Origin of the sequence: Ancylomarina longa, from assembly GCF_003996985.1 — a bacterium.
Classification (GTDB): Bacteria; Bacteroidota; Bacteroidia; order Bacteroidales; family Marinifilaceae; genus Ancylomarina_A; species Ancylomarina_A longa.
Map to the genome: position 1 here is coordinate 212,456 of NZ_RJJX01000003.1, position 20,989 is coordinate 233,444.

Annotated in this window: 28 protein-coding genes; 26 read left to right on the forward strand and 2 right to left on the reverse strand. The window is 36.1% G+C overall.

Annotation, left to right across the window (positions count from 1 at the left end; genetic code table 11):
* Nucleotides 1-139: 139 nt before the first annotated feature.
* On the reverse strand, nt 140-2,470 hold the full coding sequence (locus DLK05_RS04205) for an ATP-dependent helicase (protein WP_127342733.1): 2,331 nt from the start codon (nt 2,468-2,470) through the stop codon (nt 140-142).
* 151 nt (nt 2,471-2,621) lie between these two features.
* On the opposite strand from DLK05_RS04205, the gene DLK05_RS04210 reads away from it, so the two are divergent.
* On the forward strand, nt 2,622-3,947 hold the full coding sequence (locus DLK05_RS04210) for a T9SS type B sorting domain-containing protein (protein ID WP_127342734.1): 1,326 nt from the start codon (nt 2,622-2,624) through the stop codon (nt 3,945-3,947).
* Between the two features lie 201 nt (nt 3,948-4,148).
* Here the strand turns inward: DLK05_RS04210 and fusA2 are convergent, their stop codons facing one another.
* Complete coding sequence (gene fusA2 / locus DLK05_RS04215; RefSeq protein ID WP_127342735.1) at nt 4,149-6,305, reverse strand: elongation factor G2; 2,157 nt, start codon at nt 6,303-6,305, stop codon at nt 4,149-4,151.
* Between the two features lie 406 nt (nt 6,306-6,711).
* Between fusA2 and rpsL the strand changes: the two genes are divergently transcribed.
* The 25 genes from rpsL (at nt 6,712) to secY (ending at nt 20,467) form a co-directional block, all read left to right on the forward strand.
* The gene (gene rpsL, locus DLK05_RS04220; protein ID WP_127342736.1) at nt 6,712-7,089 is read left to right on the forward strand and encodes a 30S ribosomal protein S12; all 378 of its coding nucleotides are present in this window, start codon (nt 6,712-6,714) and stop codon (nt 7,087-7,089) included.
* 131 nt (nt 7,090-7,220) lie between these two features.
* The gene (gene rpsG / locus DLK05_RS04225; protein WP_127342737.1) at nt 7,221-7,697 is read left to right on the forward strand and encodes a 30S ribosomal protein S7; all 477 of its coding nucleotides are present in this window, start codon (nt 7,221-7,223) and stop codon (nt 7,695-7,697) included.
* A 30-nt stretch (nt 7,698-7,727) separates the two neighbouring features.
* The gene (fusA, locus tag DLK05_RS04230; protein ID WP_127342738.1) at nt 7,728-9,842 is read left to right on the forward strand and encodes an elongation factor G; all 2,115 of its coding nucleotides are present in this window, start codon (nt 7,728-7,730) and stop codon (nt 9,840-9,842) included.
* Nucleotides 9,843-9,870: 28 nt separating this feature from the next.
* The gene (gene rpsJ / locus DLK05_RS04235; protein ID WP_127342739.1) at nt 9,871-10,176 is read left to right on the forward strand and encodes a 30S ribosomal protein S10; all 306 of its coding nucleotides are present in this window, start codon (nt 9,871-9,873) and stop codon (nt 10,174-10,176) included.
* Between the two features lie 34 nt (nt 10,177-10,210).
* Nucleotides 10,211-10,828, forward strand: a complete 618-nt coding sequence (gene rplC / locus DLK05_RS04240; RefSeq protein ID WP_127342740.1) for a 50S ribosomal protein L3 — start codon at nt 10,211-10,213, stop codon at nt 10,826-10,828.
* Complete coding sequence (rplD, locus tag DLK05_RS04245; protein WP_127342741.1) at nt 10,828-11,460, forward strand: 50S ribosomal protein L4; 633 nt, start codon at nt 10,828-10,830, stop codon at nt 11,458-11,460. The genes rplC and rplD overlap by 1 nt, the downstream gene beginning before the upstream one ends.
* A 10-nt stretch (nt 11,461-11,470) precedes the next feature.
* A complete protein-coding gene (gene rplW, locus DLK05_RS04250; RefSeq protein ID WP_127342742.1) occupies nt 11,471-11,761 on the forward strand; it encodes a 50S ribosomal protein L23 in 291 nt (96 codons plus the stop codon).
* Between the two features lie 7 nt (nt 11,762-11,768).
* Nucleotides 11,769-12,593 carry a 50S ribosomal protein L2 gene (gene rplB / locus DLK05_RS04255; RefSeq protein WP_127342743.1) on the forward strand — a complete coding sequence of 275 codons (825 nt, stop codon included), beginning with the start codon at nt 11,769-11,771 and terminating at the stop codon, nt 12,591-12,593.
* 19 nt (nt 12,594-12,612) lie between these two features.
* Complete coding sequence (gene rpsS / locus DLK05_RS04260; RefSeq protein WP_127342744.1) at nt 12,613-12,882, forward strand: 30S ribosomal protein S19; 270 nt, start codon at nt 12,613-12,615, stop codon at nt 12,880-12,882.
* A 40-nt stretch (nt 12,883-12,922) separates the two neighbouring features.
* Nucleotides 12,923-13,342 (forward strand): 50S ribosomal protein L22, encoded by a 420-nt coding sequence (rplV, locus tag DLK05_RS04265; RefSeq protein WP_127342745.1) that lies wholly within the window; start codon nt 12,923-12,925, stop codon nt 13,340-13,342.
* Between the two features lie 5 nt (nt 13,343-13,347).
* Nucleotides 13,348-14,058 (forward strand): 30S ribosomal protein S3, encoded by a 711-nt coding sequence (gene rpsC, locus DLK05_RS04270; RefSeq protein WP_127342746.1) that lies wholly within the window; start codon nt 13,348-13,350, stop codon nt 14,056-14,058.
* Nucleotides 14,059-14,084: 26 nt separating this feature from the next.
* A complete protein-coding gene (gene rplP / locus DLK05_RS04275; protein WP_127342747.1) occupies nt 14,085-14,516 on the forward strand; it encodes a 50S ribosomal protein L16 in 432 nt (143 codons plus the stop codon).
* A gap of 2 nt (nt 14,517-14,518) precedes the next feature.
* Complete coding sequence (rpmC, locus tag DLK05_RS04280) at nt 14,519-14,716, forward strand: 50S ribosomal protein L29 (RefSeq protein WP_127342748.1); 198 nt, start codon at nt 14,519-14,521, stop codon at nt 14,714-14,716.
* A gap of 8 nt (nt 14,717-14,724) precedes the next feature.
* Nucleotides 14,725-14,979, forward strand: a complete 255-nt coding sequence (rpsQ, locus tag DLK05_RS04285) for a 30S ribosomal protein S17 (protein WP_127342749.1) — start codon at nt 14,725-14,727, stop codon at nt 14,977-14,979.
* Between the two features lie 2 nt (nt 14,980-14,981).
* Entirely contained in the window at nt 14,982-15,347 is a 366-nt protein-coding gene (rplN, locus tag DLK05_RS04290) for a 50S ribosomal protein L14 (RefSeq protein WP_127342750.1), read from the forward strand.
* Between the two features lie 18 nt (nt 15,348-15,365).
* Nucleotides 15,366-15,683: a 50S ribosomal protein L24 gene (rplX, locus tag DLK05_RS04295; RefSeq protein WP_127342751.1), complete on the forward strand. Its 318-nt coding sequence runs from the start codon at nt 15,366-15,368 to the stop codon at nt 15,681-15,683.
* On the forward strand, nt 15,683-16,237 hold the full coding sequence (gene rplE / locus DLK05_RS04300; protein ID WP_127342752.1) for a 50S ribosomal protein L5: 555 nt from the start codon (nt 15,683-15,685) through the stop codon (nt 16,235-16,237). Before rplX ends, rplE begins: the two co-directional genes overlap by 1 nt.
* A gap of 4 nt (nt 16,238-16,241) precedes the next feature.
* Nucleotides 16,242-16,511 (forward strand): 30S ribosomal protein S14, encoded by a 270-nt coding sequence (gene rpsN, locus DLK05_RS04305; protein ID WP_054714054.1) that lies wholly within the window; start codon nt 16,242-16,244, stop codon nt 16,509-16,511.
* 76 nt (nt 16,512-16,587) lie between these two features.
* A complete protein-coding gene (gene rpsH, locus DLK05_RS04310) occupies nt 16,588-16,983 on the forward strand; it encodes a 30S ribosomal protein S8 (RefSeq protein ID WP_127342753.1) in 396 nt (131 codons plus the stop codon).
* A gap of 16 nt (nt 16,984-16,999) precedes the next feature.
* Complete coding sequence (rplF, locus tag DLK05_RS04315) at nt 17,000-17,554, forward strand: 50S ribosomal protein L6 (RefSeq protein WP_127342754.1); 555 nt, start codon at nt 17,000-17,002, stop codon at nt 17,552-17,554.
* 19 nt (nt 17,555-17,573) lie between these two features.
* Nucleotides 17,574-17,930 carry a 50S ribosomal protein L18 gene (gene rplR / locus DLK05_RS04320; RefSeq protein WP_127342755.1) on the forward strand — a complete coding sequence of 119 codons (357 nt, stop codon included), beginning with the start codon at nt 17,574-17,576 and terminating at the stop codon, nt 17,928-17,930.
* Nucleotides 17,931-17,935: 5 nt separating this feature from the next.
* Entirely contained in the window at nt 17,936-18,448 is a 513-nt protein-coding gene (gene rpsE, locus DLK05_RS04325; RefSeq protein ID WP_127342756.1) for a 30S ribosomal protein S5, read from the forward strand.
* A 12-nt stretch (nt 18,449-18,460) separates the two neighbouring features.
* Entirely contained in the window at nt 18,461-18,637 is a 177-nt protein-coding gene (gene rpmD, locus DLK05_RS04330; protein ID WP_127342757.1) for a 50S ribosomal protein L30, read from the forward strand.
* Nucleotides 18,638-18,667: 30 nt separating this feature from the next.
* Entirely contained in the window at nt 18,668-19,114 is a 447-nt protein-coding gene (gene rplO, locus DLK05_RS04335; RefSeq protein ID WP_127342758.1) for a 50S ribosomal protein L15, read from the forward strand.
* Nucleotides 19,115-19,123: 9 nt separating this feature from the next.
* Nucleotides 19,124-20,467: a preprotein translocase subunit SecY gene (gene secY / locus DLK05_RS04340; RefSeq protein ID WP_127342759.1), complete on the forward strand. Its 1,344-nt coding sequence runs from the start codon at nt 19,124-19,126 to the stop codon at nt 20,465-20,467.
* Nucleotides 20,468-20,989 lie beyond the last annotated feature (522 nt).

Genomic DNA, 20,989 nt, shown 5'->3' on the forward strand with positions numbered 1-20,989 from the left:
CTAAGATCTTATTGGTTATTACTATGAAGAACAAAAGAAATTTTAATGAATAGCCTTAAGGTAAACGGCAAATTCAGAAAGCCTTAGAACTCACTGCAAATGTATGTGTTTTCTTTCTTCAATACAAATTGTTAATGATTTATCCTATAATTTTAAGTTTTGCAAATTTTAAAAGAAGTTGTTTTTGTCCAACAGTTTGAAAAAATACGGTTGCTTTAATGTTTGGTGCACTTCCTTCAATTTGTAATACTTTGCCTTTTCCAAATCTTTGATGCTCTACCACCATTCCTGATTGAATTAAGGCTGGGTTGGAAGGCTCAAAATTAGGATCATCACTTAAAGGATTGTTTCTTTTGATACGAGCTCCTGCCTGTTTAAGTTTTGGTTTAGTGGAAAAACTCCTCTTTTTTTGAAAACGACTTGGTTCATCAGGAGTTTCATATTCTGTTTCACTTGATGTATATTCATTTCCATTATTTGCAAATTCTGGAGCTTGATCGTAGGTGAAATCCACATAGGATTCATCAATTTCACCAATAAATCTACTTGGGCGGGGATAACTCATATTACCCCATTTGTATCTGGATTTTGCGAAGGAAAGGGTAATTTTTTGCTCTGCGCGGGTAAGTGCAACATAAAATAATCGTCTTTCTTCCTCTAATTCAGGTAGGGTACCTGTTGCCATTTGAGAAGGGAATAATTCTTCCTCTAAACCAACAATATACAGGTAGGGGAACTCAAGGCCTTTAGCAGCGTGAATAGTCATCAAACTTATTTTATCACGATCTTCGTCCTTTTCATTATCCTGATCGGTTAATAAAGCTACATCCTCTAAATAATTGTTTAGTTGTAGTTCCTGACCTTCCTCCAATGCATTTTGGGTGAATTCCTGAATACCGTTTAGTAATTCCTGAATGTTTTCATGCCGGGATACCCCTTCCGGTGACCTGTCGTTATAAAGTTCTCTAATGATACCGGTAGATTCTGCGATATGCTTAGCCAGATCGAAAGCAGTTAATTTATCCAGCTGTGACTGAAAACCAGAAATTAGGTTTGTAAATTTCATCAATTTTGAAATTGTTCCTGTATTTAAACCATAGGGTCTGTGGGTTAATTCAGTAATAACTTCCCACATGCTGCTATCATTTTGAGTAGCTGCTTCTTGTAATTTATTTATGGTTGTCGCTCCAATTCCCCTTTTCGGATAATTAATCACCCTTTTGATTGCTTCTTCGTCATAGGGGTTGGTAGTCATCCTGTAATAGGCCAATAGGTCTTTTATTTCCTTACGTTGATAAAAGGATAAACCACCATAAATTTTGTAGGGGAGATTCAGTTTACGAAGAGATTCCTCGAATATTCTAGATTGTGCATTGGTTCGATAAAGAATGGCAAACCCCTTATAATTTATATGTTCGCGCATCCTGGTTTCGAAGATGTCGTTTGAAATTATATATCCTTCTTCGTGATCCGTTAATGCTTTTATTATTTTTATTTTATCACCAAATTCCTTATCCGAAAAGGAAATTTTTTTAATTTGACCTTTATTTTTATGGATGATACTATTGGCAGCATTAACAATGTTTTGTGTGGATCTGTAATTTTGTTCTAGTTTGTATAGTTTATAATTAGGATAATCATTTCTGAAGTTTAGTATGTTTTCAATTTTTGCACCTCGAAACGAATATATACTCTGTGCATCATCCCCAACTACGCACACGTTTTTATGATTTTCAGCTAGTTTTTTTACAATTAAGTATTGGGAATAATTAGTATCCTGATACTCATCAACCAAAATATACTTGAATTTATCCTGATATTTTGCCAGAATTTCCGGTTTTGTTTTAAATAACAGATTGGTTTGTAAGAGTAAATCATCAAAATCCATTGCATTAGCTTGTCGGCATCTTTGGCTATATTTTTTATATATTTCAAATATTCTGGGACGACGAACACTAGCATCTATTTTCTGAATTTGAGCATTTTGGGCATATGCATTTGCAGTTACCAAATTATTTTTTGCTGAGGAAATTCTATTCTGGACTTCATTTGGTTTATAAACTTTATCATCCAGCTGCATTTCTTTGATAATACTTCGAAATAAATTTCGGGAATCCTGAGCATCGTAAATGGTGAAATTAGAATCGAATCCAAGGTGTTCCGCCTCATAACGTAAAATTTTAGCAAAAGTGGAATGGAAGGTTCCCATCCAGAGATTATGTGCTTGCTTGGAACCAACGATCGCAGCAATTCGATCTTTCATTTCCCTAGCTGCCTTATTGGTAAATGTCAAGGCAAGAATAGAATAGGGGCGAACTCCTTGTTGTAGTAGATGAGCTATTCGATAGGTTAGCACCCTTGTCTTCCCGGATCCAGCACCAGCAATAACAAGTGAAGGGCCATAAATATTTTCAACGGCTTCTTTCTGTACTGAATTTAACTCATTTAAATATTCTATTTTATCTATCATTACCATTAATTTTAAGTGTCAAAAATAGTACATGAAGCTTAAATTTCGATTCTTTTTAAGAATAAACTCGTAAGATAATTGATTCGAGCTTAGAAAACGGCTTAATTTTTTTAATATTGTAAATCAAGAAATATCCTTAAAATATACCTATATGAAGATGAGATTCAAGTTAGATTTATTTTATTCTATAATAAGTTTACGCGGATTACTTTTTGCGATAATTACTGTTTGGGCAGTTCCTGGGTTTTCACAAATATCTGCTTCAAATGCTGATTTTAAATCAGTAACGCAATATACAAATACTGCTCAGGATTCTATTTATGTGTTTTGTGATAATATGGGAGCTGGTGCAGGTGAATTAAAAGCGGAATCATCTGATGGAACATCTGGTTGGACTTTTACCTGGGCAAAATGGGATAGTAGTACTTCTGATTTTACCATCCCCGTTTTGGTTGAAAATAATCAGACTCAATCAATACTTACGAATCTCAATGATGGATTATATAGGGTAGTAATTGATAACGCGAGCGAATCTCATGAGGATCAAGTATGGGTGCTAAATAATGTAAATTCAAATCCTGTATTTAATTTAAGTCTGATGGATTGTATTGGGATTCATTTTACGTCCACTTTTGCTCCGGTGAAATTGCAATATTTGGATATTCCTTCTACAACACCAATGGATGTGCCTGTAGAGGATAAGATTGTATTTTCGCTTACAAGAAATGGAGAAGAGATTCAACGAAAAGCGTTGAATAATTATTCTGGTTCGTTAGAGGATTTTATTGACTTAAAAGCTTTTGAAGGGGAAAAAACATTTAGTATTACAGTCATTGATCAGTATGGTTGTGTGTTTATTTCTCCGTCTATTTTAAGTGAAACCTATGTTGCTGAATCTATGTTTTCTGTAACACCTGAAAAAGGGGAGGCTCCCTTAGAAGTAACTATAAATTATGAAGCCTTAAACGCAACGGATTACGAATGGTTTTTATATAAAGATTTTGAAGATATTCCGACAGAAGTTCCCTTGGAAGATAGCTTGTTGGTGGATGGTATTATTCTAGAGAAAAATCCGGAAAAATACATTTATTTGCATCCTGGTAATTATTTTATCAAATTAGTTGTGAAATCTGATAAAGGTCCAGATGTATGTAAGGATGAATTTACAATTTCAACACCTATAGTTGTTGATACTTCTTTGGTTCAGGTGCCAAATGTTTTTACACCAAATGGAGATGGTCAAAACGATGTTTGGCGCATTAAATCTCAATCATTAAATAAATTTCATGCCATAGTTTTTAATCGATGGGGTAGAGTTATTTTTGAATGGAAAAATCCTAATGAAGGATGGAATGGTAAGATTAATGGAAAATGGGCAACTCCAGGTACTTATTTTTATGTGATTACTGCAACTGGTCGGGAGGAACCTACAAAAAAATATACCAAAAAGGGATCTTTTATGTTGATTCGAAAATAAGATAGTATTTATTTCAATCAAAAAATATTAGATACTGCTTTCTAAAATATTTCATCAGATTAAAAAATAAAGATGAAATGAGATTTGTGGGATTTCCAATAGTCCGTAAACAATACGAATTTCTATAATGGATTTAAATTGAGGTAAAATATAGAAACCGCCTCTAATAAGGCGGTTTCTATATTGCAAATAGGTTAAATGCTAAGCTTCTGCTGTTTCTTCTTCGTAAGCAGCCAATAATTCCTCTTGAACATCACCTGGTACTTTTTCATAGGAGGCAAATTTCATAGAGAATTGTGCTCGTCCACCAGTTAAAGAACTTAAAGATGTGGAATATCTATTCATTTCTTTCAAAGGAACCTTTGCTAGAATTTTTTGGAATCCTTTCTCTGCTTCCATACCCATAATCATGGCGCGACGGGTTTGTAAATCACTCATTACATCTCCCATACGATCTTCAGGAACAAGTATTTCTATATCATATATAGGCTCAAGAATCTTTGGCCCTGCATTTTTAAAGGCATTGCTAAAAGCATGACGACCGGCTAATCTAAATGAAATTTCATTGGAATCCACAGCGTGCATCTTACCGTCATATACTACAACTCGGATATCTCTTGCATAGGATCCGGTAAGTGGACCCTCATCCATTTTTTCCATAACGCCTTTCAAAATTGCAGGTAAAAAACGCGCATCAATAGCACCACCAACAATACAATTGCAAAATACAAGTTTACCACCCCAATCAAGTTCGATTACTTCGGTACCTCTTAGATTTACTTTTAGTTCCTTGCCATTAACGTTGTAAAACGTTGGAGATGGCATATCTTCCTCATATGGTTCAATTATTATATGCACTTCTCCAAATTGGCCTGCACCTCCTGACTGTTTTTTGTGTCGATAATTAGCCTGTGCTTGCTTGGTAATTGTTTCCCGATACTGAATTTTCGGAGTCAGGAATTCGATTTCTAATTTATCATTGTGAAGTAGTCTCCATTTAAGCGTGTTTAGATGAAATTCTCCTTGTCCATGTAATATCAGTTGCTTTAATTCTTTAGAATATTCAATGAGAATTGTTGGGTCTTCTTCATGCATTCTATGAAGAACTTCGCCTAGCCTTTCATCGTCAGATTCTTCCTTTGCTTTAACAGCAGTTCTAAATTTAGGTTCAGGAAATTCAATATCCTTGTAGGTGAAATCACAATCCTTATCGTTAAGTGTGTGATTGTTCTTTGTATTTTTTAATTTTACGGTAGCCCCGATGTCTCCCGCTACCAATTCTGGTACTCGTTCCCGATTCCTGCCTGCTACTAGATAAAGCTGAGATAATCTTTCTTTTGTGCTGTTATTAACATTAATTAAATCATCACCCTCCTTAATTTTACCAGAGATAACTTTGAAATAATTAACTTCTCCAATATGTGGTTCTATGGAAGTTTTAAAAATAAAAAGAGATGTTGCAGCATTAGAGTCGCATTTAGCTACACGTCCACTAATAGTTGGAATCGCAGGCATTTCAGTAACAAAAGGAACTATATTTCCAATGAATTCCATTAGTCTTCGAACACCCATTTCTTTTTTAGCTGAAACACAAAAAACAGGAAATAGATCACAGACAATCATGCCTTTTTTAATCCCTTCCCTCATTTCATCTTCTGTTAATGTACCTTTATCAAAGTACAATTCCATTAGGTTTTCATCGTTCTCTGCAGCAGACTCTACAAGTTCATTATGAAGTTCATTTGCCTTCTCAATTTCAGTATCAGGAATGGCTAATATTTCTGGTTCACCACCTTCGGCTCCCCACTGATACATTTTCATTTTTAAAACATCAACCACCGCATTAAAATTTACGCCAACGTTTACGGGGTATTGAACGATGCAAATTTTATGACCAAAATTAACCTTCGCCGATTCTATTGTATGTTCGAAATTTGCTTTATCATGATCAAGTTGATTGACCACAAAAATTAATGGCTTGTTCAAGGCTGCAGCTCTTCTTCCAATGATTTCAGTTCCAACTTCTACACCTTGCTGTGCATTAATAACCATTAGCCCGGTATCAACCACGTTTAATGCAGAAATAACTCCACCAGAAAAGTCGTCGGCTCCCGGAGTATCTACAAAATTGATTTTTTTACCTAGGTATTCTGTGTACAACACAGTTGAAAATACGGAATTACCATATTCGTGTTCTACTGGGTTATAATCAGAAGCGGTGTTATTATCTTCCACGTTTCCACGTCTTGTAATAACACCGCCTTCATACAACATCGATTCAGCAAGGGTAGTTTTACCCGAGCCCGCGTTGCCAATGAGGGCGATGTTTTTAATCTCATTTGAAGGGTACACTTTCATAATGGTATTTTTTTTGGGGTTTATAAACAATTTTCTAATAACAAGAAATTGGTATCCTGTTATTGGCTTTAAGGACTCCCAAATTAATTAACTTTTTTATAAGATACAATACACATTAAACTCTTAAATGAACAAAAAGAATTGATAAGGTTATTTTTTGGTTGTATTTTTACTTTTATCCTCTGTTTTACTGCGAGTAATGGTGGTTTGGAAGAAATATTAGAAATTGCTTAATTTTTTGGCTAGTAAGAACTTGTCTTATTTAAAGGCTTTTCATACCTTTGTGCGCTGATTTAAAGGGGATTTTTATAAAATACGATAGTGTAGCTATGGTTTTTATAAAATAAATAATACCTTTGCAAACCAATTTGTTAAAATATATTTAATTAAAAAAGTAATTGTTAATATGCCTACAATTCAACAGTTAGTTAGAAAAGGAAGAATCAAGCTTCAAGAGAAAAGCAAGGCTCCGGCATTGGATTCTTGTCCTCAAAGAAGAGGGGTTTGTGTTCGTGTGTATACAACTACACCTAAGAAGCCTAACTCAGCTATGCGTAAGGTAGCACGTGTTAGATTGACTAACGGAAAAGAAGTGAATGCTTATATTCCAGGAGAAGGCCACAATTTGCAGGAGCACTCTATTGTATTAATTAGAGGTGGACGTGTGAAAGACCTTCCAGGTGTAAGATATCACTTAGTTCGTGGTGCTTTAGATGCTTCAGGTGTTGAGGGACGTATGCAGAGACGTTCAAAGTATGGTACAAAGAGACCAAAGAAAAAGTAATTGAAATCTAGTTTGTAACTGTAGGAGTTATAGTTTATGTGTTTTTCCCACTAGGTTGAGTAAATAGTCGTGAGACTGTTGAAGACGCATTTGGGCAGCTAACATACGAATTGACTCGTAAACTAAAAAAAATGAGAAAATCAAGACCTAAAAAAAGGATTTTGTTACCAGACCCAAAATTTAATGATGTTTTGGTGACAAGATTTGTGAATGACTTGATGGTTGACGGTAAGAAGAATCTTGCCTTTAAGGTGTTTTACGACGCTTTGGAAATCGTTAAGGCAAAAACTGAGAAATTAGAGAAATCTCCTCTTGAGATCTGGAAAAAAGCATTAGAGAACATCACTCCTGCGGTGGAGGTGAAAAGTCGTCGTGTAGGAGGTGCTACATTTCAGGTTCCAATGGAAATTCGTCCAGAAAGAAAAGTATCTGTTTCTATTAAGAATATGATACTTTTTGCACGTAAAAGATCCGGTAAATCAATGGCAGAGAAATTGTCTGCAGAGATTATTGCTGGCTTTAATGAGGAAGGTGGAGCTTACAAGAAGAAAGAGGATACTCATAGAATGGCTGAAGCAAACCGTGCTTTTGCTCACTTTAGATTTTAATAATTGTTAAGCAATTAGAGGACGAAGAAAATGGCAAAGAGAGATTTGAATTTTACCAGAAACATTGGTATTATGGCTCATATCGACGCCGGTAAAACTACAACTACGGAACGTATTTTGTATTATACCGGAGTTTCTCACAAAATTGGTGAGGTACATGATGGTGCTGCTACAATGGACTGGATGGAGCAAGAGCAGGAAAGAGGTATTACAATTACTTCAGCTGCAACAACTTGTTTCTGGAATTACGATGATGAAAAATATCAGATTAATATTATTGACACCCCGGGTCACGTTGACTTTACTGTTGAGGTAGAGCGTTCATTGCGTGTTTTGGATGGTGCTGTTGCAACCTTTTGTGCAGTGGGTGGTGTTGAAGCTCAATCTGAAACTGTTTGGAGACAAGCGGATAAATATAAAGTTCCACGCATGGGTTTTGTAAATAAGATGGACCGTTCTGGTGCAGATTTTTTCAAAGCCGTTCGTGAGGTAAGAGAAAAATTAGGAGCTAATCCTGTTCCTGTCCAAATTCCTATTGGATCTGAAGATAGTTTTCGAGGTGTAGTCGATTTGATTGCAATGAAAGCTGTTGTATGGTATGATGATGAGAATGGAACCAATTATACCTTGGAAGAGATTCCAGATCATTTGGTTGCTGAGGCTAAAGAGTGGAGAGAAAAATTGGTTGAAGCTGTAGCCGAGCAGGATGAGGAATTACTTGAACGTTTCTTTGAAGATCCTGAATCAATTACTGAGCAGGAAATGATTGACGTTATACGTAAGGCTACTATTGCAATGGATATTGTTCCTATGCTTTGTGGTTCTGCATTTAAAAATAAAGGTGTTCAACGTTTGTTGGATGCTGTAATCGCTTTCTTACCATCACCATTAGATGTTGAAGACATTGTGGGTAAAATCCCAGGTACTGATGAGGATGTTCATCGCAAACCAAGTGTAGAAGAGCCCTTAGCAGCATTGGCGTTTAAGATTGCTACTGATCCATTTGTTGGTCGATTAGCTTTTGCTCGTTTGTATTCTGGTGCTATTGATGCAGGTTCTTACGTGTACAATGTGAGAACTGGTCACAAAGAGCGTATTTCTCGTATCTACCAAATGCACTCCAATAAGCAGAATGCTATTGATCGTGTTGAGGCTGGTGATATTTGCGCTTGTGTTGGATTCAAAGATATTCGCACAGGGGATACTCTTTGTCAGAAAGAAACTCCTATTGAGCTTGAATCAATGGATTTTCCAGATCCAGTAATTGGAATTGCTGTTGAGCCTTTGACTCAGAAAGATTTGGATAGAATGGGTATGGCTTTAGCCAAATTGGCTGAGGAGGATCCAACCTTTCAGGTTAAAACCGATGAAGATTCCGGACAAACTGTAATTTCTGGAATGGGTGAACTTCACCTTGATATTATCATTGACCGTTTGAAACGTGAATTTAAGGTGGAATGTAATCAAGGTGCACCACAAGTAGCATATAAAGAAGCTATTACCGCTGACATTGAACACAGAGAAGTGTTTAAAAAGCAATCTGGTGGTCGTGGTAAATTTGCTGATATTCAATTTGTAATCGGTCCTGTAGATGATGATTTTGAAGGTGATGGATTACAATTTATTGATAAAATCAAAGGTGGTAATATCCCTAAGGAATATGTTCCTTCTGTTCAGAAAGGATTTATCGAAGCTATGAAAAATGGTGTACTCGCCGGTTATACAGTTGACCGTTTGAAAGTGACACTTTTTGATGGATCTTTCCATCCAGTTGACTCAGATCAATTGTCGTTTGAGCTTGCTGCTAAACTTGGTTTCAAACACGCTTGTGCTAAAGCTTCTCCAGTTCTTCTTGAGCCTATCATGAAAATTGAGGTAGTTACTCCAGAGGAATATATGGGAGATATTATCGGCGATTTGAACAAACGTAGGGGGCAGGTTGAAGGTATGGAATCTAAGCATGGAGCAAGAGTTGTGAATGCTAAAGTACCATTGTCCGAACAATTTGGTTATGTTACTGTTTTGAGAACCCTATCTTCCGGTCGTGCAAACTCTTCAATGGAATTCTCTCATTTTGCAGAGGTGCCAAAAGGTATTGCTAAGGAAGTGGTTGAAACTGCCAAGGGTAAAGTTGAATTATTATAATTATATCATCGTATAATATCTAAATAAGATGAGCCAAAAAATTAGAATTAAACTGAAATCTTACGATCACAATTTGGTTGATAAATCGGCTGAGAAGATCGTTAAGACAGTTAAGGCTACAGGTGCTGTTGTTAGCGGTCCTATTCCACTTCCAACACACAGAAGAATTTTTACTGTTCTTCGTTCTACTTTTGTGAACAAGAAATCAAGAGAACAGTTTCAACTATCTTCATTTAAACGTTTGATTGATATTTACAGTTCTACTGCAAATACAATTGACGCATTGATGAAACTAGAATTGCCTAGTGGTGTAGAAGTTGAAATCAAAGTTTGATAAACTGTTAGATTTATTTAAAAAGTAAAGAGAAATGCCAGGATTAATTGGAAAAAAAATCGGAATGACTTCCGTTTACAGTGCCGAGGGAAAAAATATTCCATGCACTGTCATTGAGGCAGGTCCATGTGTGGTAACTCAGATCAAAACTATTGATACTGATGGTTACGAAGCACTTCAGTTGGCTTTTGATGAAAAAAAGGAAAAGCGAACAACTAAGGCGCTAGATGGGCACTTTAAAAAGGCAAACACAACCCCAAAGAAAAAGCTTGTTGAATTCTCTGAATTCGAAGCTGAGTACAAATTAGGAGATGCCGTAACCGTTGATATTTTCGAAGAGTCTGCATATGTAGATGTAAGCGGAATTTCAAAAGGTAAAGGTTTTCAAGGGGTAGTTAAACGTCATGGGTTTGGCGGAGTAGGTGGAGCGACACACGGTCAACATAACCGTTTGCGTGCTCCCGGTTCTATTGGTGCTGCATCGTATCCAGCTCGCGTATTTAAAGGCATGAGAATGGCTGGACGCACAGGTGGAGACACTGTGAAGGTTCAAAACCTTCAGGTTCTTAAGGTAATCCCTGAGAACAATTTATTATTAGTTAAAGGATCTCTTCCAGGGTCTAAAGGTTCATACGTAATTATTGAAAAGTAATGGAATTAGCTATTTTAAATACATCTGGAGAAGATACAGGCAGAAAACTAGAGTTGAATGACTCAGTTTTTGGAGTTGAACCAAACGAACATGCTATTTACCTAGACGTTAAACAATATCTGGCAAATCAACGTCAGGGAACTCACAAATCGAAAGAAAGAGCTGAGATTTCTGGAAGTACTGCCAAGATTAAGAAACAAAAGGGTACTGGTACAGCTCGTGCCGGTAGCATTAAGTCGCCTGTATTCAGAGGAGGAGGACGAGTATTCGGTCCACGTCCAAGAAACTACGGTTTCAAATTGAATAAGAAACTAAAGCAGTTGGCTCGTAAATCTGCTTTAACAATCAAAGCTCAGAATGATGCTTTAATGGTAGTTGAAGATTTCAATTTCGAAGCTCCAAAGACAAAAAGTTTTACAGATTTGCAGAATAAACTTAAAGTGTCTGATAAAAAGATTCTTTTGGTTTTATCTGAAGATAATAAAAACATATATTTGTCTTCTCGTAATTTGAAGAATGTTGAGGTTGTACGTGTTTCAGATCTTGCAACTTATGACATAATGAAAGCTTCAACATTGTTATTTGTAGAGAGTTCGATCAAAGGGCTCGATGAAATGTTTAAACTAAACTAAGTTTAAAAAAATGGATATTTTAATTAAGCCAATCGTAACTGAGAAAATGACTGAGCTAAGCGAAAAATTGAATCGCTTTGGTTTTGTTGTGTCTCGTAGAGCGACAAAGATCGAAATAAAGGCAGCAGTTGAATCAATGTACAATGTTAAGGTAGCAGCGGTTAATACCATGAATTATCAAGGTAAAAAGAAAAGCCGTCAAACCAAAGCAGGTATGATTGAAGGTAGAACTGCTTCTTTCAAAAAAGCGATCGTTACTTTAGTTGAAGGTGATAATATAGATTTTTATAGCAATATTTAAATAGAAAATGGCTGTACGTAAATTAAAACCTGTAACTCCTGGTCAAAGAAATAAGATCTTAAATACCTTTGAGCAGGTAACTACAGACAAACCTGAGAAATCATTGTTAAGACCAATGAAAAAAACTGGTGGTAGAAATAACACCGGTAAGATGACAATGAGATATATAGGTGGTGGTCACAAAAGAAGATATCGAGTTATTGATTTCAAAAGAGACAAAGATGGTGTTCCTGCCACAGTAGTTTCGATTGAGTACGATCCAAACCGTACTGCACGCATCGCATTACTGGTGTATGCTGACGGGGAGAAACGTTACATTATCGCACCTATTGGATTGGAAGTTGGACAAACTTTGCTTTCTGGAGAAAAAGTAGCTCCTGAAATCGGAAATTCAATGCCATTATCTGATATCCCATTAGGTACAATAATTCATAATATTGAATTAAGACCCTCTCAAGGTGCTGTGATGGCTCGTAGCGCTGGAGCATATGCCCAACTCGTTTCACGAGAAGGAAAATATGCAATGATCAAATTACCTTCGGGAGAAGTTCGAATGATTCTTGTAACCTGTAAAGCTACAATCGGAACTGTTTCTAATACCGACCATGCGTTGGAGAGAAGTGGTAAAGCTGGTCGTACTCGTTGGTTAGGAAGAAGACCTCGTGTTCGTGGTGTTGTTATGAACCCAGTAGATCACCCAATGGGTGGTGGTGAAGGTAAATCTTCAGGTGGACATCCACGTTCCAGAACTGGTCTTTTAGCTAAAGGTTTCAAAACCAGAGCTAAGAAGAAAGCTTCGAATAAGTATATTGTTGAAAGAAGGAAAAAGTAATTTGATTAATTAGATTGTTATGAGTCGTTCATTAAAAAAAGGCCCTTTTATCGATTTCAAATTGGAGAAAAGAGTATTGGAGCAAAATGAATCAGGGAAAAAATCAGTAATGAAAACCTGGTCCAGACGTTCTATGATTTCTCCTGATTTCGTAGGTCACACGATTGCCGTTCACAACGGAAACAAATTCATTCCTGTTTATGTAACTGAAAACATGGTAGGTCATAAATTAGGTGAATTTGCGCCAACTCGTACTTTTAGAGGACATGCTGACAAACGAAAACGATAAGCATGTTAAAGGTTTTAATTAACATTTTGAATTTGTAAAAATGGGTGCAAGAAAAAGAATAAGAGCAAACCAGATAAAGGAGGAAAAAAAGAGCAAAGCTTTTGCTAGCTTGAAAAACGTTCCTACTTCGCCTCGCAAAATGAGACTTGTTGCCGATATGGTAAGAGGTATGGAGGTGAATCGAGCTTTAGATGTGCTTCGTTTCAGTCCGAAAGAGGCATCAAATCGCGTAGAAAAACTATTGCTTTCTGCTATAGCCAATTGGCAAGCAAAAAATGAAGGGCAAAGAATTGAGGATAGCGAATTGTACGTCAAAGAAATTTGCGTTGATTCAGCAAGAATCCTTAAGCGTCTTAGACCAGCTCCTCAAGGGAGAGCACATAGAATTAGAAAGAGATCAAATCATGTAACTATATTATTGGGTAGCAAAACTGCTGAAGCCGATAATACTAAAGAATAGTTAGAATGGGACAAAAAGTAAATCCAATAGGTAATAGACTAGGAATCATCAAAGGATGGGATTCTAACTGGTTTGGCGGAAAAAACTACGGCGATAAGCTTGTTGAAGATACCAAAATTAGAAAGTACCTAAATGCTCGTTTAGCTAAGGCAAGTATTTCTAAAATCATTATCGAAAGAACTCTTAAATTAATCACTATTACTATCAATACTGCTCGTCCGGGAATTATTATCGGTAAAGGTGGTCAGGAAGTAGATAAGTTGAAAGAAGAGTTAAAAAAGATTACTGACAAAGAAGTACAAATTAACATCTTTGAAATTAAGCGTCCTGAATTGGACTCTGTAATCGTTGCTAATAATATTGCTCGTCAAATCGAAGGACGTATCGCCTATCGAAGAGCAATCAAGATGGCTATTGCTTCTACTATGAGAATGGGTGCCGAAGGAATTAAAGTTCAGATTTCTGGCCGTTTGAATGGAGCCGAAATGGCACGTTCTGAAATGTATAAAGAAGGACGTACACCTCTTCATACCTTAAGAGCTGATATCGATTATTGTCAGGCAGAAGCTTTGACAACTTATGGTTTAATTGGTATTAAAGTATGGATCTGTAAAGGAGAAATTTATGGTAAACCCGATCTTACTCCAAACGCAGGAATGCGTGATAGCAGAGGCCCTAAAGGTAAAGGTGGTTTTAATAGAAGAAAAAAGAAGTAGTCTTTAAATTCTAAATAATTAGTACGATGTTACAACCAAAAAGGACAAAATTTAGAAGACAACAAAAGGGACGAATGAAAGGAAATGCCGGTCGTGGTACTGAATTGGCATTCGGATCTTTTGGAATCAAGGCACTTGAATCAAAATGGATTACTGGTCGCCAAATTGAAGCTGCTCGTGTGGCAGTGACCCGATATATGCAAAGACAAGGTCAAATCTGGATACGTATTTTCCCGGATAAACCAATCACTAAGAAACCTGCAGAGGTTCGTATGGGTAAAGGTAAGGGTTCTCCAGAAGGATTCGTTGCTCCTGTTACACCAGGAAGAATGTTATTCGAATGTGAGGGAGTACCTTACGAGGTTGCGAAAGAAGCATTGCGTCTTGCTGCTCAAAAGTTACCTGTTACTACAAAGTTTGTCGTAAGACGTGATTATGTTGAAAATTCAAATGATTAATCATGAAGAATTCAGAAATTAAAGAGTTAACAACACCGGAAATAGTAGAAAAGTTGGATGTAGAAAGAACTGCATTGACTCGCTTCAGATTAAATCACGCTATTTCACCTTTGGAGAATCCTTTGCAAATCAAGGAAAGCAGACGTAACATTGCCAAACTTATGACTGAGTTACGTCAAAGGCAATTAACTGAAAAGTAATTTAAGTGATGGAAAGAAATCTAAGAAAAGAACGTATCGGGATTGTGGTTAGTAACAAAATGGAAAAATCCATTACTGTTGCGGTTCACACAAAAGAAAAACACCCGATTTACGGTAAATTTGTGAACAAAACCAATAAATTCACTGCTCACGATGAAGAAAATACCTGTAATGAAGGTGATACCGTAAAAATCATGGAAACCCGACCTTTAAGTAAAAATAAGAGTTGGAGATTAGTTGAAGTAATAGAAAGAGCTAAGTAATCATGATACAAACAGAAAGTAGACTATTAGTAGCAGATAACAGCGGAGCCAAAGAAGTTCTTTGTATTCGTGTGTTAGGCGGTACCAAAAAACGTTATGCTTCAATTGGTGATAAAATTGTGGTTACCGTTAAAAACGCGATCCCTAGTTCCGAATTGAAAAAAGGAACAGTAACAACAGCAGTAGTTGTTCGCACCAAAAAAGAGATTAGAAGACCAGATGGATCTTATATTCGCTTTGATGATAATGCGTGTGTATTGTTGAACACCACTGGTGAAATGAGAGGAACCCGTATTTTTGGACCTGTTGCAAGAGAATTAAGAGATACTAATATGAAAATAGTTTCTCTAGCACCAGAAGTTTTATAATCTTTGAAACCTAGAACAATGAAGTTACATATTAAAAAGGGTGATACCGTAATTGTAAATGCTGGGGAATCAAAAGGTATGGAAGGTAAAGTATTAGAAATCCTTGTTGACAAACAACGAGCTATCGTTGAAGGTGTAAACATGATTTCAAAACATACAAAACCTAATGCTGAGAATCCTCAAGGAGGTATCGTTAAAAAAGAGGCCCCAATTCACATTTCTAATTTAAATGTGAAGGATCCTTCAACAGGAAAAGCTGCTCGTATTGGCAGACGAATGGGCGATAACAATAAATTAGTTAGATACTCAAAAACGTCAGGGGAGGAGATTAAGTAATGAGCTATATACCGACTCTTAAAAAACAATATACAGAGGAAGTTGTTCCTGCTTTAATGAAGGAATTTAACTACAAGACTGTAATGCAGGCACCTAAACTTACAAAAATTGTAATTAACCAAGGTGTTGGCCAGGCAATCGCTGATAAGAAAATTAGCGAATTTTCTGTTAACGAACTAACTGCTATTACCGGACAGAAAGCTATTCAAACTCTTTCAACAAAGGATGTTTCGAACTTTAAGCTGCGTAAGGGCATGGCAATTGGAACAACAGTTACATTGCGTCGTGAACGTATGTACGAATTTCTTGAAAAATTAGTTCGTGTAGCGTTACCACGTATTCGCGACTTTAAAGGAATCAGCAGTAAACTTGATGGTAGAGGTAACTATACATTAGGTATTGAAGAGCAAATTATTTTTCCTGAAATTGTTTTGGACGAAATCAACAAAATAATGGGAATGAATATTACTTTTGTAACCACTGCAAATACTGATGAAGAAGCTTATGCTTTATTAAAGCAATTTGGATTACCATTTAAAAATTTAAAAAAATAAGACGATGGCTAAAGAATCAATGAAAGCTCGCGAAGTAAAGCGTCAGAAATTAGTTGAGAAATACGCTGCTAAAAGAGCTAAGCTTAAAGAGGAAGGTGATTATATCGCTCTTAGTCGTTTGCCAAAAAACTCATCACCTGTGCGTTTACACAATAGATGTAAACTTACTGGTCGCCCAAAGGGATATATGAGACAATTCGGTATTAGCCGTATCACTTTTCGTGAGATGGCTTCTTCTGGTCTTATTCCTGGAGTGAAAAAGGCAAGTTGGTAACCAAATTTGGTGAAAAAGAACAAATTTCTTTAAATATTGTCCCGAGCAATCGGGATCAATTTAATTTTTTTATAAAATGACAGATCCAATAGCAGATTTTCTTACACGTTTAAGAAATGCGATTATGGCAAATCACAAAGTAGTTGAGCTGCCAGCATCAAACGTGAAAAAGGAAATGACAAAAATTCTTAAGGATAAAGGGTATATCCTTAACTACAAATTTGTAGATGACGGTCTTCAAGGAGTAATTAAAATTGCCTTGAAGTATCACCCAGAATCAAAAATTTCTGCAATTAAAAATCTTAAAAGGGTAAGTAAACCTGGTTTAAGAAAATATTGCGGTGCTGCTGAATTACCGAGAGTACTTAACGGTTTAGGTATTGCAATTCTTTCAACTTCTCAAGGTGTTATGACCGATAAAGAAGCTCGTCAGAAGCATGTTGGTGGTGAAATATTGTGTTACGTTTATTAATTAAGGAGGATTAGAAATGTCACGAATTGGAAAATTACCTATCAATTTGCCTGCCGGAGTAAGCGTAACGGTGAATAATGATAATTCAGTAATAGTTAAAGGACCTAAGGGTGAATTAACACAACAAGTTGATGCAGATATTAAAATTTCTGTAGAAGCTAATACAGTTGTATTGGAAAGACCATCTGAACAGAAAAGACATAAAGCCTTGCATGGTTTGTATCGTTCTTTGATGAATAACATGGTAATCGGTGTTTCTGAAGGTTACACTATTAAGCAAGAACTTGTAGGTGTTGGATACCGTGCTACTTCTAAAGGACAACTTTTGGAGTTAGCTCTTGGATATTCTCACTTGATCCATTTGGAAATTGCTCCAGAGGTGAAAGTTACTGCAGTAACTGAGAAGCGTGCAAATCCTATTATAACACTAGAGAGTTGCGATAAGCAATTAGTAGGACAGGTTGCCGCTAAAATTAGATCATTTAGAAAACCAGAACCATACAAGGGTAAAGGTGTTAAATTTGTTGGTGAACAGCTTCGAAGAAAAGCTGGTAAATCTGCGGGTAAATAATTTCTTAAAATAGTAAATTATGGCTTTAACTAAGCAAGAAAGAAGACTTAGAATTAAAAGAAGAATTCGTAAGTCTATTTCTGGAACTGCCGAAAGACCAAGAATGTCAGTTTTTCGTTCAAATAAGCAGATTTCAGTACAGTTGATCGATGATATATCAGGAAAAACTTTGGTTGCAACTACTTCATTGGTAAAGGATATTACTGAGAAAAAAGTGACCAAATTAGAACAAGCTGAACTAGTAGGACAAGCAATTGCTGAAAAAGCAAAAGCTGCGGGTATTACTGGTGTTGTATTCGATAGAAATGGTTATCTATACCATGGTAGAATTAAATCTTTAGCGGATGCTGCTCGTAAAGGTGGCCTTGAATTTTAATAATTATGGCAGATATCAAAAATATTAAAACTAGCGATGCAGAGCTTAAAGATAGGCTTGTTGCAATTAATCGTGTTACTAAAGTAACAAAAGGTGGTAGAACCTTTAGTTTTTCTGCAATTGTTGTTGTAGGAAATGAAAATGGATTAGTAGGTTGGGGACTTGGTAAAGCAAATGAGGTTACTACCGCTATTGCAAAAGGTATTGACGCTGCTAAGAAAAATTTAATTAAGGTGCCTGTTTACAAAGGAACCATTCCTCATGAACAGCTTTCAAGATATGGCGGAGCACAGGTTTTTATTAAGCCTGCTTCTCTAGGTACCGGAGTAAAAGCCGGTGGTGCTATGCGTGCTGTTTTGGAAAGTGTTGGGATAACAGATGTACTTGCAAAATCAAAAGGTTCATCAAACCCTCATAACCTTGTGAAAGCAACCATATTAGCTCTTTCTGAATTAAGAGATGCTCATACTGTTGCGGGACATAGAGGAGTCACATTAGATAAAGTGTTTAACGGTTAAGAAAGAAGGAAAATGGCTAAGATTAAAATCACTCAAATCAAGAGCAAAATCGGTAGTACCGATCGCCAGAAAAAAACCTTGCAAGCATTGGGTTTAAATAAAATCAATGCTACTGTTGAACATGAAGCTACACCTCAAATTAAAGGTATGGTGGAAAAGGTTAAACACTTGGTTTCCATTGTAGAATAAATTATTGTTAATATTTAGTTTTAAATAGATATGGACTTAAGTAACTTAAAACCCGCCGCAGGATCTGTAAAGACATGTAAAAGAATAGGTCGCGGACAAGGATCTGGAAGAGGCGGTACCTCAACAAGAGGACATAAGGGTCAGAAGTCAAGATCTGGATACTCTAAAAAAGTTGGTTTTGAAGGTGGTCAAATGCCTTTACAACGTAGAGTTCCTAAGTTTGGATTTAAAAACATTAATAGAAAAGAGTATAAAGCTATTAATATTGATGTTTTGCAGACCTTAGCAGAAAAAAGTAATATTACCACCGTAGATATTGATGTTCTTGTAAATGCCGGAGTTGCAGCAAAGAACGATTTAATCAAAATTTTGGGTAATGGTACATTAACTGCTAAACTTGAAGTAAAAGCGCATGCATTCTCAAAATCTGCTCAATCTGCAATTGAGGCAGTAGAAGGAACAGTTGTTAAATTGTAATTATACATAATGAAAGGTTTAATAGAAACATTGAGGAACATCTGGAAGATAGAGGATTTAAGATCAAGAATCTTAACGACTCTAGCTCTTCTTTTAGTGTACCGTTTAGGTACAAAGGTTGTGTTGCCGGGAATTGATCCGGCACAGTTAGGTGCATTAAAGTCTCAAACAGCTGATGGTGTATTGGGTTTGCTTAATATGTTCTCCGGTGGAGCATTTGCAAATGCATCCATATTTGCGTTGGGTATTATGCCCTATATTTCAGCTTCTATTGTAATTCAGTTGTTGGGAATTGCTGTTCCTTACTTCCAAAAATTACAGAAAGAGGGTGAAAGTGGACATAGAAAAATTAATCAAATTACGCGTTATCTAACTGTAATAATACTTGTTCTTCAAGCACCTGGGTATTTATTAAACTTACATTCAACTTTACCTGAAACAGCTTTTATCTTAAAAGGAACATTCTTCACGGTATCTTCGGTTATTATCCTTGCAGCAGGATCAATGTTTATAATGTGGTTGGGAGAAAAAATTACTGATAAAGGTATTGGTAATGGTATTTCAATTATCATCATGATTGGTATTATCGCAAGATTACCATTCTCATTTTTCGCTGAATTGGGATCAAAGATTGAAGGACAAGGAGGAGGATTGATTCTTTTTGTTATTGAGATTGTTGTACTGTTTCTTGTTTTTGCTGCAACAATTTTATTGGTGCAGGGAACAAGAAAAATACCAGTTCAATATGCTAAGCGTATCGTAGGAAACAAGCAATATGGTGGGGTTCGTCAGTATATTCCTTTAAAGGTAAATGCTGCTGGTGTAATGCCTATTATTTTTGCACAGGCTATTATGTTTTTACCTATGGCCTTTGTGAACTACGCTGCCTCTGATGCATTAACTGGAGTAGCAGCTGCTTTATCAAATTATACTGGATTTTGGTACAATGCTTTATTCTTTGTAATGATTGTTTTATTCACATATTTTTATACTGCGATTACAGTTAATCCTACCCAAATGGCAGAGGATATGAAAAAGAATGGTGGCTTTATTCCAGGTATTAAACCTGGTAAAAAGACTATCGACTTTTTGGATACTGTGATGTCAAGAATAACTTTACCTGGATCTATTTTCTTGGGTTTTGTTGCAATATTACCAGCATTTGCTATGATTGCTGGTGTGAATAATCAGTTTGCACATTTTTATGGTGGTACTTCTTTGTTGATCCTTGTAGGTGTTGTTTTGGATACTTTGCAACAAATTGAATCTCATCTTCTGATGAGACATTACGATGGATTGATGAAATCCGGTAGAATAAAAGGTAAAACTCCTGGAGGAGCTGCTGCTTATTAAAATATTTTTGCTTTCTTTGCATTGATTTTTAAAAAAGCAAGGGAAGAAATTGATTTAAATGATAAATAATGATCTGGTTGTTAGAATCTTAGGTTTTAACTTAAGATTCTAACAACCAGATATTTATAATGATTTTCTGTTGGATTGATGCAAAAAGTTTTGATCTAGATAGAATTCGATAAGTCTGGTTTTGTGTTTTGTGTGTTTCTTACAAAAGACTCTAAAAGACTGTTTAAGATAATGTCTTGAAATATTGAATTAGCTCTTATGTCAGTCACAGATTCGGTAGGTATTTTCCTGTCTAAAAGACTTGAGCCGGTTGAAATCATGATAAAGATCCTCATATCCGTAATTATCGGAAGAAATGGGAAGGTTTAAAATTGCAAGTTGGTCTTGTGTCAGCAATAGTATTATAAAGCATACAAGATGAACGAGATATAGTACTAAGTATTGGTAATTGTTTGGTTAACAGTCAATGGTGAAGTATTTTTTCTTTTAGAGCATATAGCTGTAGTTCGAAAG

What these genes read in the sequence shown, in the direction of transcription:
- rpmD (WP_127342757.1), top strand. Translation starts at nt 18,461, where the DNA reads ATGGCTAAGATTAAAATCACTCAAATCAAGAGCAAAATCGGTAGTACC.
- rpsC (WP_127342746.1), top strand. Translation starts at nt 13,348, where the DNA reads ATGGGACAAAAAGTAAATCCAATAGGTAATAGACTAGGAATCATCAAA.
- rplF (WP_127342754.1), top strand. Translation starts at nt 17,000, where the DNA reads ATGTCACGAATTGGAAAATTACCTATCAATTTGCCTGCCGGAGTAAGC.
- DLK05_RS04205 (WP_127342733.1), bottom strand. Translation starts at nt 2,470, where the DNA reads ATGATAGATAAAATAGAATATTTAAATGAGTTAAATTCAGTACAGAAA.
- fusA2 (WP_127342735.1), bottom strand. Translation starts at nt 6,305, where the DNA reads ATGAAAGTGTACCCTTCAAATGAGATTAAAAACATCGCCCTCATTGGC.
- fusA (WP_127342738.1), top strand. Translation starts at nt 7,728, where the DNA reads ATGGCAAAGAGAGATTTGAATTTTACCAGAAACATTGGTATTATGGCT.
- rpsE (WP_127342756.1), top strand. Translation starts at nt 17,936, where the DNA reads ATGGCAGATATCAAAAATATTAAAACTAGCGATGCAGAGCTTAAAGAT.
- rplP (WP_127342747.1), top strand. Translation starts at nt 14,085, where the DNA reads ATGTTACAACCAAAAAGGACAAAATTTAGAAGACAACAAAAGGGACGA.
- rplE (WP_127342752.1), top strand. Translation starts at nt 15,683, where the DNA reads ATGAGCTATATACCGACTCTTAAAAAACAATATACAGAGGAAGTTGTT.
- rplR (WP_127342755.1), top strand. Translation starts at nt 17,574, where the DNA reads ATGGCTTTAACTAAGCAAGAAAGAAGACTTAGAATTAAAAGAAGAATT.
- rplW (WP_127342742.1), top strand. Translation starts at nt 11,471, where the DNA reads ATGGATATTTTAATTAAGCCAATCGTAACTGAGAAAATGACTGAGCTA.
- rplX (WP_127342751.1), top strand. Translation starts at nt 15,366, where the DNA reads ATGAAGTTACATATTAAAAAGGGTGATACCGTAATTGTAAATGCTGGG.
- rplD (WP_127342741.1), top strand. Translation starts at nt 10,828, where the DNA reads ATGGAATTAGCTATTTTAAATACATCTGGAGAAGATACAGGCAGAAAA.
- rpsS (WP_127342744.1), top strand. Translation starts at nt 12,613, where the DNA reads ATGAGTCGTTCATTAAAAAAAGGCCCTTTTATCGATTTCAAATTGGAG.
- rplV (WP_127342745.1), top strand. Translation starts at nt 12,923, where the DNA reads ATGGGTGCAAGAAAAAGAATAAGAGCAAACCAGATAAAGGAGGAAAAA.
- rpsQ (WP_127342749.1), top strand. Translation starts at nt 14,725, where the DNA reads ATGGAAAGAAATCTAAGAAAAGAACGTATCGGGATTGTGGTTAGTAAC.
- rplO (WP_127342758.1), top strand. Translation starts at nt 18,668, where the DNA reads ATGGACTTAAGTAACTTAAAACCCGCCGCAGGATCTGTAAAGACATGT.
- DLK05_RS04210 (WP_127342734.1), top strand. Translation starts at nt 2,622, where the DNA reads ATGAAGATGAGATTCAAGTTAGATTTATTTTATTCTATAATAAGTTTA.
- rpmC (WP_127342748.1), top strand. Translation starts at nt 14,519, where the DNA reads ATGAAGAATTCAGAAATTAAAGAGTTAACAACACCGGAAATAGTAGAA.
- rplN (WP_127342750.1), top strand. Translation starts at nt 14,982, where the DNA reads ATGATACAAACAGAAAGTAGACTATTAGTAGCAGATAACAGCGGAGCC.
- rpsG (WP_127342737.1), top strand. Translation starts at nt 7,221, where the DNA reads ATGAGAAAATCAAGACCTAAAAAAAGGATTTTGTTACCAGACCCAAAA.
- rpsH (WP_127342753.1), top strand. Translation starts at nt 16,588, where the DNA reads ATGACAGATCCAATAGCAGATTTTCTTACACGTTTAAGAAATGCGATT.
- secY (WP_127342759.1), top strand. Translation starts at nt 19,124, where the DNA reads ATGAAAGGTTTAATAGAAACATTGAGGAACATCTGGAAGATAGAGGAT.
- rpsL (WP_127342736.1), top strand. Translation starts at nt 6,712, where the DNA reads ATGCCTACAATTCAACAGTTAGTTAGAAAAGGAAGAATCAAGCTTCAA.
- rplC (WP_127342740.1), top strand. Translation starts at nt 10,211, where the DNA reads ATGCCAGGATTAATTGGAAAAAAAATCGGAATGACTTCCGTTTACAGT.
- rplB (WP_127342743.1), top strand. Translation starts at nt 11,769, where the DNA reads ATGGCTGTACGTAAATTAAAACCTGTAACTCCTGGTCAAAGAAATAAG.
- rpsN (WP_054714054.1), top strand. Translation starts at nt 16,242, where the DNA reads ATGGCTAAAGAATCAATGAAAGCTCGCGAAGTAAAGCGTCAGAAATTA.
- rpsJ (WP_127342739.1), top strand. Translation starts at nt 9,871, where the DNA reads ATGAGCCAAAAAATTAGAATTAAACTGAAATCTTACGATCACAATTTG.